Source organism: Patescibacteria group bacterium (assembly GCA_018817085.1).
Taxonomy (GTDB): domain Bacteria; phylum Patescibacteriota; class WWE3; order CG2-30-40-12; family CG2-30-40-12; genus CG2-30-40-12.
The window spans coordinates 1-12428 of the sequence record JAHIUT010000036.1 but is presented as its reverse complement, the minus strand read 5'-3'; the positions used below and the strand labels follow the sequence as shown (position 1 = coordinate 12428).

Here is a 12428-nt window from a genome sequence, read left to right as displayed (position 1 = left end):
CGGGTACAACAAAGAATATGAAATGAGGTTAATCGCTTTGCATAGGCAGATAGCTGGCGATGCTAAACTTCAAACTCAATTTAGGGCTTTGGTGGGAGCGGACAAATTTAATACTTTAATGGATTGGCAGACAGTTCTTAATTTTAGAGAGAGCGTTTTTAAAACCCAAGATTTTTTAGACTCCGCTTTTGACGATAACAGCCTTTTTAGAACTTATGTGTGGCTTGGCAGGATAGCGAGAGACTTGCCTGACTGGATGGGGGATTGGAAGACCAAATTGCAATATCTAACCCCTCAATTTTATGTTTCGGGAATACTCACACAAATAGATGAAAAATTTTTAGGTCTTGCCAGTTTTGCTAAAGACTCTCCGAGAGGTCTTTTTTTGCGTTTCAAAAATGGAGGCTGGGTCCCGCTTTTAGGTAAGGCGGTTTATCAAAGAGCGTCGGATTACAAGGTTGCTTTTAAGGTAGCAAGTTTGTTGGACGATCTTGTGGACGAGGGTGTTACTGTGAATGGTGTTTTGATAGATGCTAATGCAAAGAGAGACCTGCTTTTAATGAAACCTGTAGGCGGGATTTCCTTGGGCGCCTTGAAAGAGAGCGCCAACCCAACTTTAAGCAATTCAAAATTTCTAAAAGATTTGCTGACCGATACGGCTACGAATAAGGAGTATGATAAGTATCTTGACTTTTTTAATAAAGTTTTTTCTAAATTAGAAGCGGAGGGGCTTGTTCCTAAAGGGGATGTTCCGTGGTTGTTGGATAGGATGAAAGGAAAGACGATGGGGGACAAGTATTTGTATATGGGTCCGCTAGTTGCTCTTGGAAGATTTTTAGACCATGTTCAAAACCTGTTTGTTGACAAAACCATCGGAAAGCTTGGGATTTTTAAGAGGTACGCAGATTGGTTTAAGGCTGGGAACCCGGCTTTTGCTAAAGCTTGGCAGGCGTCCAAAGTAGGAACAGCCTTGAGGTCTTTAAGCAACAAGTTTATTGATATTGGCGGAGGAAAAATTACAACCGGGTTTTTGGCAAGAGTTTTTGGGAGCAGGACACTTGCGCCCGTTGCAAAAGCTTTGGGAAGTCTTTTGGGAGCTGTAGGCGGAATTGTGGCGGGGGGTTTGGCGTGGCTTGGGACAAAGTTAATCTCGGATTTGTGGAATTTACTTCGCGGAAAACCGGTTGAAGCTACTAAAGAAGCGGTTACCAAAATTGGAAAATTTATTCTCGGCGGTTGCGCTTGTTGTCTTTCTCCCCTGCTTCTTTTGGTCTTTATAATTTTCTTTTTTATTGCTGGAGTGTTTAGTGTGGTAAGACAAGCGGGACAAGCTGTTACAGTTGGAACAATCTTTGACCGTTTGGAAGTAACTAAAAACGGAGCTTATGACCCCGCCACCAATAGCATAAAATATGTGGTTGTCGTTACCAATAAAGACAGCAAGCCACAACTGATACAGTTCGTTAGAGACAACACCACGGTCTATGTGGGAGACTGCGCGCAAGCGCCGGTTACAGTAGATACAACAACAGGCGGCCCTTACGGGTATTTGGATTTTTCGGGAATGTCTCCTGGAGTGCAAGAACATGTTGATTTGGCAAGCGGGGATACCATTACATACAATTATTCTATAAAAGACATTCCCGCCTCCCCAGGCAATATTACTTATATGAACAAAGCTCTTATTGAGATATTGCCAAGAACAGGGGTAGGGGTTTCCGATACAGGCACTGTTATAAAAACCGTTGATTTCGGAAGCGGCGGATGCAAAGGGGCGGGAGATTTGGCGGCGATTGCCAGCGCCTTGAAAAATTGTTTGAGAATACAACGCAATATGACCACTTATCTTATATTAGACACAAGCTGTGTGAGCAACACCCCTATTTTGCAAACTCCAAACTGTGTTCAGGCAGTGAATACCTATTATATCGGATCCACTACCTACAACCAAAATTTACAATGTGTTGCTTTTGCGAATATAGCGGTAGGTTGTTATGGGGGAGCGGATTATTATGTTGCTGGTAACGGAAGCGATTGGTTTGATGGAGCGAGCGCTGTGGTATATGATAAATATAGAGTGGGGTCCGCGCTCTCTGCTCCTCCTGCGGGGTCTCTCCTTACTTTTAGTTCAAGCGCGGGTGGGCATATAGCGCCTGTTATACGGTCCGGCTCCTCTGGAGGTAGAACTACCGTGGTAATAACCGGGTCTAATATGAGAAGGACGGAATATACACTTCTTTTTGATGAACACGGAACACTTATTAATCCAGAAGCGCTTCCGGGTTTAACATTTATGGGGTTTTTAGTTCCTAAATAATATGGATACTACAAAAAGATTTATGTTTTTAACAATAGGTTGCGCCGTAGCCGTTATAGCGGGATTTCTAATTTATTACTTTTTCTTTTTTCCAGTTGAAGTTATTAAAACGGAGCCGATTGGGGGTTCCAAAAATATTTTGCGGGATGCGCCAATAACAATTTTTTTCAATAGAAAAGCCCCCAAAATTTTAAGCGAAAATATTAAGATAGTTTCGGAACCTTCCGCTGAATGGGGTCTTGAGGTTACGGGAGACGGGCGGGAAATTGTGGTTAACCCGCAAAATGCGCTTTTAGCAAAGACTGTGTACACTTTAGATATAGAAGGCAAGAGAGTTAAGCCGTATAAGTTTTCGTTTACTACGGAAATTGAAGAATTTGGTGTGGGTACTCCAGAAGCGCAGACGGCGTTTGAGACTTATGAAAAAGCGTTTCCTATCCTAAAATTTTTGCCGTACCGAACCGAAAAATACACCATAATGCAGAGGCAAAAAGACGAATATTTTGTAATAATTTTTGGCATTTACGAAAAGGAGACGGAGAATATTAAAAAAGAGGTTTTGGCGTGGTTTAGGGGAAAAGGGGTATCTCCTGAAAGCGTGAAAATAGATTTTGAATAGTTTATGTATCTCAAATGTCAAATCTCAAATCGCAAAGCCACATCTCAAAACCTTAAATCCTTTTCTTTCCCTTCATAGTAAGTACGCTAGACCCTAACATATTACATAATTCTGTAGTCTCTTTCAATATATTTTCTATTTTAGGTCTTTCTACTAGCCCAGAGTCTCTAAGCAGGCACAGCCAGTATTTGGTTTCGTTAGCGCTTTTTAAGGCAATTTCATAGAATTTGATAAAATCTCTTTTAGAGCTACTAGCTTTTGCTTCAATAATATTAGCTCCAATACTGGTGCCACTGCGAAGGAGCTGGTCTCTAAATACCCAGTATATTCCTTTATCGGGGAGTGTTGCCACAAATTTTATGACCATCAAAGAGAAATTGTAAGCTCTATATTTTATATTAGATTTTAGATTTAAGTTGTGGTTTTGAGAGTTGACATCTAACATTTGAGATTTTAATTATTATTGCCCTTGCAACACAATAGATTTTTGCTCTTCCCATGTTATTCCTAAATCTCGGGATATATAAATCTTTCCCCTATCCCCCCCCACATAAACTGTATTTCCGATAATTTCTACCGAAAGGAGTTTGCCGGCGTTTGGTAAAACAATTTTTGTAGGGGTACCCCCGCTGTGCAAAATATAAACCGCCCCGTTTTCCGCCGCAAAAATCTGCGCCCCCGTCGCCACATCCAATCCGCGGTAGGATACCGCGTCAAACCCGCTTAATTTTGCCCACACCCCCCCCTCATATTTTGCCACACACCTGTTCCCGGCCGCGTATCCAAGTGAATCCGAGAGCATCCTTACCCGTTCCATATTGGCGCCCAAACTGCCATTGCCATCGCAATTGGTAACTCTTCCGCCTGTTAGGTCCCACCCCGTTCCTGTGTTGGAAACTTTATACATCCTATGCCCGTTTGCCGCTATCATTACATTGTCCGCGCTGTAAAAAGAGGTGTCCAAAGCAGAATTGAATGTATTTGTGTCGCCAATTGACGAAGTAATATTTTGTTTTGACCAAGTTGGGCACCATTTAGTTGCGTCCCAGGAACATCTTTCTCCTTCCCCGCCGTTTGTGGTGTAAAGTATGCCGGCATCTGCTATACCAGAGGAGGGTCCCACAACTCCTAAGCTATCTGTTAACATATCAAACGATTGATAGTTTTTGGTGTCTAGCCCCTCGCTTGCTTGTCTTGTCCAAGTGTTTCCACCGTCGGTTGTTTTTAATATAACATTTCTAACCGCGCCTTCGGATTTTGCAACCAGCCAGCCGGTGGTATTGTTTATAAACTTTATTCTAGGAATTATTTCAAGGTTTGCGGTTTCCGTTCCTTCCGTATAAGAGGCGCGTTTGAATGTCCAATTTATTCCGTCCGTTGTACTTCCTAAAAACGCCCTGTTTTCAACGCCGGAAGGAGCAAGCGTATGCGCCGCCGCAAAGCAGATATTTTCGCTGGTACAGGAAATGTCCGAAATATTCAAACCGGCAAGAGTTACCGGCGGTTCGGTTATAGAAGAACAGCTGACTATTTGGAAAGTGGACGGAAACATTTCGCTACAACCGTTTCCTGGAGGCCAGCCCGGGATTGTTCTTAGAAATCCGCAGCGTGCTGCTGGTTTAGTGCAAGTGTTACCAACCTGGCCGGGATCAAGACCCCCACACATACTATTGTATGCTGTATCATAATTTATTCCGCAATAATTAACTATATTGTCAGGATTTCCTAAATCAGAGGAATATCCTCCCGGCATATTGCTATTTTCTTTTAAGATAAAACATTGTGGGGTGTTGTTTTCAACCACAATGGCCTCATTTATGGGGGGGAGATTTTGATTTAGATAGTGCCAGCATCCCGTATCTCCCTGGAAGGCATAAATGCCGGGTGGGACATTTAGATCAAATCTAATGTGATTTAATCCCGAATAATCAGACATTACATATCCTGTTTCGTTACTCCAATCGGTGCTTCCTAGCTCTACTCTGTGTAATGTTATATGACCGGGTCCGTAACCACAGCGATTTGCCAGTATCTGCCCCGGATTCATTGGCACATCTTTGCCGTATAAAAGCTTAGTTGCGCCGTCTGTTAGTATTATTTTCCCTTGAATTTTTCCTACCATAGGTCCAAAGCTTGATAAGCTGGCCCCACTCAACGGTGTGGTGTTTGTATTTGTCCAATCCAAAACCCCTGTGCCGCAGGTAAGCGGAAAGTCTCCCCAATCCGTTGGCGGAATCAGCCGCATCTGTTCCACACACTCATCCGAAACATCCCGTGCTTCCCCTGGGGGCACAAGAGCCGCATTAAAAGTTCTCTCTTCTCTGCACGCTCTTTCTCCACCACTAGGCACATTAGCGCCTTCCTCTTGGTTAAACTGCACAAAGAAATGCGCTATGGCTTCTATAATGTCCCCTAGCACTGGGATTCTCGTTAGAGGACTCGACCCTCGTTGTACAGCAAAATCCACTTTGCTATCATAGCCCTTTTTAATAACAGGATACAGATTTCCGTTTTCCTCTCCCGGAAGACTAAAAATAGAAGTAAAAGTGTGGTTATTTGCGGGAAACGCCGCTTTCTGACTTCCCACGGAACCGGTAACGAAGTCGTAATCGGGATGTATGGCTACCATATTAGTTAAAGCAAGCGTAGGCTCGCATACTTTTGTAGTTTGACAATCTTGTCCTCCCGGGTCCGCGGCGGTTGGGGCTGGAGTACATTTTGTAACTTCCACGCAATTTCTTTCCTCTTTCTTGTTTGTTCCTGTGGATTTTGCTTCTTTGCCGCTAATTTGCTTCAGGCAAGGGTCTTTAACGAGAGTTTCCTTTTTTTCAGGACATACGGCGCTTGCCGCCAAAACCTCTCCTTCGCTTTCAGTAGTGTTTTCAGGGAGTAACGCCCGCAGTTTGCTATTCAAGTTGTTTAATTCAGTTGAGCTTTTTCCCCATAAAGCGGAGGCAATCAGGGTATCTAATGGCACGCTTTCTTTTGTGGAAGCACCTCCACTTTTTGGCAGAATGTTCTCTGCCGTAGTGGTTTGATTTGGCAGACTTGCTAAATACTCCATTTGGCTGGCAATGGTTGGTTGGACGGTTTTACATCCCGGGTCGTCTGGGGTTCCAGTGAAAAGGCAGTCCATTACCGCTGACGCAAATTGTTGACCCACAGCGTTAAAAATAGCGCCCTCTCCGCTTTGTATTTGTATGTCGCCCCCGCCACTTATCTGTTCCCCGCGTATTTGCACCCGGCTTGGGGTGTTTAGAGCGAGTTCCTCGTTATCCAGCGCGTCTTTGGCAAGATCGGGAGGAAGCGTTACCGGGAGCATTGTTTCGTACCAATTAGTAAACATCTCATCTTCTACAGGAGAGGTTAATTTAGTAACATCCAAAACAGCGTTCCAAGATAGCGCCGCTCCGATATCAAAGAAACTGGAACACAAAGTATCTAGACCTAAAAGATGGCAGAAATTGGAAAAGAGGTCGTTTTTCCTTTCTTCAGAGGCCAGGGTGGTTTGGTCAAATGTGCAGGTGAAACACCCTTCTTCGGGGTTGGCGATAAGCGGCTGTTCGCATGTAGCGTTACCGAAACTGTTTAATACGCAAATGTCGGTTCCGGGGGTGGCGGAAACAAGTCTATTTCCGGGAGGTAGGTTAGTTACGCCACAGTACTTTTGGGCATATATTATTCCTGGCCAATTAACAACAAGCTCTCTTCCAATAAGACCCCACTCCCCATCGGGGGAACCTTCGATTTCCATAAGCATCCATGGCGCAACTCCAATTATTCTACTGTAAACAGTTGAGTTATAAGTTCGGAAATCATCTAAAACATTCTCGTATACTTTGTTGTAATAATCTATTTGGTCATTTTCATCCAACCCGCTTTTATAGGAATAAGGTCCCCAGGGTGCTGTTCTTCCGTAAGGGAGCCCAAATTCTCCTACAAATATCTTTTTGGTTGTGTTTGCGGCTATGTCTAAAATAGCTTTTTTAATATCATCTGGGTCCCAATAACTGTGAAATTGGATTATATCTATATAAGGAGAATCCGCGACTTTTCTATAGTTGCCCCAATCAGCAAGTCCTAGTGTTATTTCTTTGCTACTAATACTTTTTATGAAACCTGACATTTTAAGGGCGTTATCCAGACCATCGGCACAATTTCTGGTATCGGGTTCGTTAGTAACATCCCACCATAATAGGTTTGGGTTAGAGTCCAAAGCTTGTACTATAGCCCTTGCTTGATTTTCATATGCTAACGATGTAGCACTCCCATCCCCCTTGTAATTGCATGCCATTTGAGGTTCCCCATCAAATAGAGATATTACTGACTTTATATTTAAAGACCCCGCTATATTCACAAACTCTTTTAATCTATTTATCATTGTGGAGTTTGGACTTCCTTGACCAAAAGTATCGTAATGTACAAATGTTCTAACCATATTTATGCCCAATTCTTTAGCATATCCAAGCTCGGTTCTAATTTCGTTGGGACTCCATTCGGTCCACATTCTTTGCCATGTATGATAAGTAGGGTAATAATTTACTCCGCAATAAGGAACAATGGGACTATTTCCTATATTGTTGTCTGGCGGAGGTGTGGCAGTACCCGTTCCTGGTTGGCGCAGTAAAGAATATCCCGCCGGACACTGCCCGTTTATGGGGGTGGTAGTGGGAGGTAATTTCCCCTGACCGCCTGTTGTGGTACAATTAACCCCCCCGTCTGCTTGTACAGTTATAGGAGACAGATTAGATCCTGTTTGAGGAATACTGCTCCCGCACTGGTCGTTATATTTTTGTACAGCAGGCTTAGCACTCATATCCCCTCTCATCAAACCAAAAGGGGAAACCATATTGTCAGACCAACCAAACCAAAGTGTATTTGTGATTCCCGTTTTATTTCTTGTATAGCTGTAAAAACAATCTAAATACATAGCCTGTTTTACCTCATCTGTCGTGCCCAACCCAATTTCAGTGATCCAGATAGATTTGCCTCCAGAAGATGCGAGGTGTTGGTTTATATAAGTAGCCAAATCTCCTGTGTTTCCTATAGAACATTGTCCGCTTCCTGGAATTTTTCCGTAAGGATGCAGTCCTACAGCATCTATCAAACCCCAGTTTCCACCCATAGCGATCACAGTTGAGGATAGGTAAGAAGCGTCGCCACTGGCAAGTCCGCCCGAAACTATAAAGGGCCCGTCACCTATATTAGAAGCCGCTGAAGTTAGAATAGTAGCAAAGTCTGTTGGTGATATATTTCCGCCTTGGGCAATGTCTGGTTCATTCCAGATCTCGTACGCGTCAACAAACCCCCCAAGATTGGTAGCAATCACTCCAGCTCTTTCACCAAACCCTGCAATATCATTTTGAGCATTGGCGTAACTCGCATAATCTATTATTAAAAGTGTTTTTATTCCAGCGGATTTATACGTACTTAAAAGGGAGCTATATGCCTCTAGCGTAGTTTTGAGTTTTGTATTAGTTGTTATATCATTGCCGATTGTACAATCTTTAAACTCCATTCTTACCCATCCTGCATTAGGTATACTTTGAGGTGTTGGAAAACCTCCTGGATTTGCGGGGTCCATGTTTATTCCGCATTTATTATCTGCATACGCTTTTTTGGGAGAGAATAGTGTAACACTTGTGAGCAGAAACAAGAAAACAACTATTTTTATAACCCCTTGATTTTTTAACATCTTTGTGTTACATTAAAAACAATCTCGCCCCCTTATTAGTAAGGGGGACATTTTATTTTAAGTATAGTATATAATCCTATTTACTTTTCCACAACCTTTAGCCAGGGAAGTTTGCGAAAATCTTTATCAAAAGTGGCAATAGTTTTTATTTTTAACTTTTTGCAATAGTAGGCGTGAAAAGCGTCAAAAGTTTTTAAGCTATATTTGGCAGATAATCTAAATACACTTCTAATATCCTTTAAGGTAAAAGCTATATCCACAAATATTAAGCTTGGATATTTTAATATTCCATTTACAATTTTGCGGGCAGAATTGTTCCCCGCCTGCTTTGTGAAGAAAAAATGCACTTCGCTTAATATGTATGGGCTAACAAACATCTCGTTTCCTTCCTCTACAGATTTTTTAAGTATAGCCACCGATTGTTTAAAAAATAAAGAATTTGGATCTTGACTGTATATAAGTATATTTGCGTCCAGAAAGATATTTTTATGCATAAGCGCCCTCTAAAAACTTTTCCAGCTCCGTAATTCCCATACCTTTTGTGGAATCGGGTAGCAGGCCCACCAGCTTTTTAAGTTTTTTTAAGCTGTAGTTTTTATTCATTGTAGTGGTTTTCTCTAAAATTAATTTTTTGCTTCTTGTTGTAAGTATGTATTTATCACCTACCTCTGTAGGAATGGCTGGCGGTATTGTAATTACCTTGCTGTTCCCACTTTTGTAGACGGTAACGGTTGTAATATTCCCAATCATACAGACATTGTAATTGTGTATTATACAAATGTCAAGGGGTGGAAAAATTATTTAATCGCGTCGTGCCTCCGCAACTACCCGCTTTACTATTTAAATAATTGCTTGACAAAACCCACATATTTAATTACTATTTAAATATATGGAAAATATTTTTAGTTTCTTGGAAAAATGGAATTTTTGGGGTCAAAGACCGGACACTGGCGTTGTTAGAAGGCAGTATATTGCACAGCTGGATCGGTTTTTTAACATTCCTGAAATTGTGGTTTTAACTGGTGTAAGAAGATCGGGAAAGTCCACCATCTTAATGCAACTAATTGAATACGCTCATAAAAAGTATGAGATTCCTTACAAAAATTTTTTGTATGTGAATTTTGAAGACCCCAATTTTAGCCGCCCGGTTAAAACCGAAGAGGTTTACGCTTTAATAGATTTTTATAAAAAGGAAATAAAGCCTAAGGGTAAGATTTACATCTTTTTTGACGAAGCGCAGGAAGTGTTAAATTGGCAAAGGATTTTGCTTGCTCATTACGAGCAGAAGCAAGATATTAAGTTTTTTGTTACAGGGTCGAGCTCTGAACTTTTTGATAGTCGGCAATCAACTTTATTAAGTGGGAGGACCGTAAATGTTAAAGTGGCGCCCCTTGATTTTAAGGAGTTTTTGCTTTTTAAAAAAGCCAAGAAAACCCCTACAAAAATCTATGGCTTGCTAAAGGAATATATGCAGTATGGGGGCTTTCCCAGAGTTGTGTTGGAAGACAGCGCTCTTAATAAAGCGGCAATTCTTTCTTCTTATTACAACACAATTTTGGAGAAGGATATTATTGTAAAGTTTGACATTAGAAAAGACTTGGAACTACGCAATTTAGCCCGCTATTTAATGTCTAACAATGGCGCTATTGCTTCATCCGTGAATTTGGAAAAATCTCTGCGCGTTTCTTCTCCTAGTATCATTAGCTATATGAATTTTATGAAGTCCAGTTTTTTAATACATCTTAATAACCTTTTCTCGTATTCCGTTAAACAGCAAATTTACAATCCGCCGAAAATGTATTCTGTTGACACGGGACTTGCCAACATTGCTGGGTTTAATTTTGCTTTAAATAGTGGACTTATGTTGGAAAGTTTGGTAAATAGCGTTTTATATAAAAACAATCGGGATGTTTGTTATTGGAAAAATGAGGTTGAGGTTGATTTTGTAACCAATAATGTAGGGGAAGTCAATTTATATAATGTTACAACTACGGTTGATGACGACACGGTTTTTGAGAGGGAAATTAGGTCGCTGGAAGAGGGGGCGAAAAAGCTCAAGGCAAAAAATACCACCCTTTTAACTTTGTATAATAATACTAAACGAAAAGATCCCCGCATAGTAAATCTTTTGGACTTTTTGTTGGATTAAAAATGGGGTTTGAAAGTTATTTAATCGCTTTATTAAAAAGATTAAGAAGAAGAATTATGAGAAAGGAAAGCGAAAGTCCGAGTATGGCGTGGATGGTGGTAATTTTTGCCCCCGCGCGCATATAGGGGCTACCCTTATGTTTTAGTATTTGGCTTGCTCCGCCCGCCGCCATTAAAAGAAGGGTGCACATAGCGATTCCAAAAACTACTCCCAACGCTTGGGCTATGTTGTGAGACAAGCCCAAAGCGCGGGCGAATATGGAGATGTTTTGGGTATTTTCTATCATTTGTTAAAATTTAACTTCGTCATTGCGATCCTGAGCTTTAGCGAAGGAGAAGCAATCTTATTGAGATTGCTTTGTCGTTCGCCTGTGGCTCTCTCCTCGCAATGACATGGTACTATCTATTTATCTATTTCAGCAAATTCGTGTCCAAATTAATCGTTCCGGGCAGTAGGTCGCTTTTTCCAACAAGAATGCCTACCAATCGTATTATTGTGAACACGCTTAAAGCTATAAAAAAACCTAATACTGCCCAAGTAAATTTAGCTTTGGCGGCCATAAGCGCTTTTGGATCTCCTTGACTGGATACTAATTTTATTCCCGCAAGCACCATATTTATACCGGTTATAAATCCTATAAATCCAAACAAAGCGGATAATAAATTACCCAAAACAACACCAAGATTAGAAATATCTTGTTCAATTATATTATATACTGCCATAACAACACTTTCTAAAAATCAGGTATAGTGTTTGGAATAGCCGTTGTTCCTCCTAAAAGAGCGGACACCAGCTCTATAATGGACCTAAACCCTATAACCACAATAAAACCTACAACACCCCACAAGAACGACTTTTTTGCCGCTTGTAAGGCAAATTTATCGCCCCCGCTCGCCCCGAATTTTACACCGGTAATTATTAGATGCGCCGAGGCGATTGCCAATGCAACCCAAAAGACAAGGTTTATAATAGAAGTGCTTATAGCCCCAACGGTTTGAAACCTTGTACCCAAAGGGTCGTCTGGCAAAATTACATTGGTCGTGTCCGCTAATAGTTTAAACATAGGCACACATTCTTACATCCCCTTTCTTTGATTAAACACTTTAAATTAAAAGGGCATATTAGTGCCTGTTGGAACATTTTCAGACCCCAGCAATCTCATTATCAATGTAACGATTGTTCTGAAACCTACTACAATTATAAATCCGATTATAGCGTTGGTTACACCTTGTTTTGCGGCTTGAGCGGCATATTTGTCCCCTCCACTCATAGCGTATTTAACCCCGTTTATTATCCCAAAACCCAGGGATATTGCTATACCTACCCAGAAGACTGTATTTATTATAGCTTGATTTATGTTTCCTAAAACACTCCATTTGGCGACGAAATCGTTACCCAAGGAGCTGGCATAAGCATCGTTCCAGCCAGTTGTGGGCAGTCCTACAGCTAACAATTTATTTGCTAAACTCATTTTGCAAAGTCACCTCCTTTAAAAATTAAGGTATTAGTTTATGATACCTAAAACGCTAGAACCAATTACTCTTAAAAGTGTAACAGCAAATAAAATAACAAGCAAGCCTAAAATTGAACTGGTTATCATATCCCTTCCCGCTTCCAGCGCAAGCGGATTATCCCCCCCGCCGGCAAT

At 41.3% G+C, this 12428-nt stretch carries 11 protein-coding genes; 3 read left to right on the top strand and 8 right to left on the bottom strand.

What is annotated here, in order from left to right:
* On the top strand, positions 1-2317 hold a 2317-nt coding region (locus KJ678_02335; protein MBU1016979.1), incomplete at its 5' end, for a CHAP domain-containing protein.
* Position 2318: 1 nt separating this feature from the next.
* Positions 2319-2936 (top strand): Ig-like domain-containing protein, encoded by a 618-nt coding sequence (locus KJ678_02330; GenBank protein MBU1016978.1) that lies wholly within the window; start codon positions 2319-2321, stop codon positions 2934-2936.
* Positions 2937-2988: 52 nt separating this feature from the next.
* On the opposite strand, the gene KJ678_02325 is transcribed toward KJ678_02330, so the two are convergent.
* The 4 genes from KJ678_02325 to KJ678_02310 form a co-directional block, all read right to left on the bottom strand.
* Positions 2989-3381 carry a four helix bundle protein gene (locus KJ678_02325; GenBank protein ID MBU1016977.1) on the bottom strand — a complete coding sequence of 131 codons (393 nt, stop codon included), beginning with the start codon at positions 3379-3381 and terminating at the stop codon, positions 2989-2991.
* Between the two features lie 15 nt (positions 3382-3396).
* Positions 3397-8631, bottom strand: a complete 5235-nt coding sequence (locus KJ678_02320) for a cellulase family glycosylhydrolase (GenBank protein MBU1016976.1) — start codon at positions 8629-8631, stop codon at positions 3397-3399.
* Between the two features lie 80 nt (positions 8632-8711).
* Complete coding sequence (locus KJ678_02315; GenBank protein ID MBU1016975.1) at positions 8712-9125, bottom strand: type II toxin-antitoxin system VapC family toxin; 414 nt, start codon at positions 9123-9125, stop codon at positions 8712-8714.
* The gene (locus KJ678_02310; GenBank protein MBU1016974.1) at positions 9118-9381 is read right to left on the bottom strand and encodes a hypothetical protein; all 264 of its coding nucleotides are present in this window, start codon (positions 9379-9381) and stop codon (positions 9118-9120) included. Before KJ678_02310 ends, KJ678_02315 begins: the two co-directional genes overlap by 8 nt.
* A gap of 139 nt (positions 9382-9520) precedes the next feature.
* Between KJ678_02310 and KJ678_02305 the strand changes: the two genes are divergently transcribed.
* Positions 9521-10780, top strand: a complete 1260-nt coding sequence (locus tag KJ678_02305) for an ATP-binding protein (GenBank protein ID MBU1016973.1) — start codon at positions 9521-9523, stop codon at positions 10778-10780.
* A gap of 16 nt (positions 10781-10796) precedes the next feature.
* On the opposite strand, the gene KJ678_02300 is transcribed toward KJ678_02305, so the two are convergent.
* The 4 genes from KJ678_02300 to KJ678_02285 all read right to left on the bottom strand — a co-directional run bounded on the left by KJ678_02300 (position 10797) and on the right by KJ678_02285 (position 12251).
* On the bottom strand, positions 10797-11066 hold the full coding sequence (locus KJ678_02300) for a hypothetical protein (protein ID MBU1016972.1): 270 nt from the start codon (positions 11064-11066) through the stop codon (positions 10797-10799).
* A gap of 124 nt (positions 11067-11190) precedes the next feature.
* Positions 11191-11502: a hypothetical protein gene (locus KJ678_02295; GenBank protein MBU1016971.1), complete on the bottom strand. Its 312-nt coding sequence runs from the start codon at positions 11500-11502 to the stop codon at positions 11191-11193.
* A gap of 11 nt (positions 11503-11513) precedes the next feature.
* Positions 11514-11843: a hypothetical protein gene (locus KJ678_02290; protein MBU1016970.1), complete on the bottom strand. Its 330-nt coding sequence runs from the start codon at positions 11841-11843 to the stop codon at positions 11514-11516.
* A 45-nt stretch (positions 11844-11888) separates the two neighbouring features.
* Complete coding sequence (locus KJ678_02285; protein MBU1016969.1) at positions 11889-12251, bottom strand: pilin; 363 nt, start codon at positions 12249-12251, stop codon at positions 11889-11891.
* Between the last annotated feature and the right edge of the window lie 177 nt (positions 12252-12428).

What these genes read in the sequence shown, in the direction of transcription:
- KJ678_02295 (MBU1016971.1), bottom strand. Translation starts at nt 11,502, where the DNA reads ATGGCAGTATATAATATAATTGAACAAGATATTTCTAATCTTGGTGTT.
- KJ678_02330 (MBU1016978.1), top strand. Translation starts at nt 2,319, where the DNA reads ATGGATACTACAAAAAGATTTATGTTTTTAACAATAGGTTGCGCCGTA.
- KJ678_02290 (MBU1016970.1), bottom strand. Translation starts at nt 11,843, where the DNA reads ATGTTTAAACTATTAGCGGACACGACCAATGTAATTTTGCCAGACGAC.
- KJ678_02285 (MBU1016969.1), bottom strand. Translation starts at nt 12,251, where the DNA reads ATGAGTTTAGCAAATAAATTGTTAGCTGTAGGACTGCCCACAACTGGC.
- KJ678_02325 (MBU1016977.1), bottom strand. Translation starts at nt 3,381, where the DNA reads ATGTTAGATGTCAACTCTCAAAACCACAACTTAAATCTAAAATCTAAT.
- KJ678_02300 (MBU1016972.1), bottom strand. Translation starts at nt 11,066, where the DNA reads ATGATAGAAAATACCCAAAACATCTCCATATTCGCCCGCGCTTTGGGC.
- KJ678_02310 (MBU1016974.1), bottom strand. Translation starts at nt 9,381, where the DNA reads ATGATTGGGAATATTACAACCGTTACCGTCTACAAAAGTGGGAACAGC.
- KJ678_02305 (MBU1016973.1), top strand. Translation starts at nt 9,521, where the DNA reads ATGGAAAATATTTTTAGTTTCTTGGAAAAATGGAATTTTTGGGGTCAA.
- KJ678_02315 (MBU1016975.1), bottom strand. Translation starts at nt 9,125, where the DNA reads ATGCATAAAAATATCTTTCTGGACGCAAATATACTTATATACAGTCAA.
- KJ678_02320 (MBU1016976.1), bottom strand. Translation starts at nt 8,631, where the DNA reads ATGTTAAAAAATCAAGGGGTTATAAAAATAGTTGTTTTCTTGTTTCTG.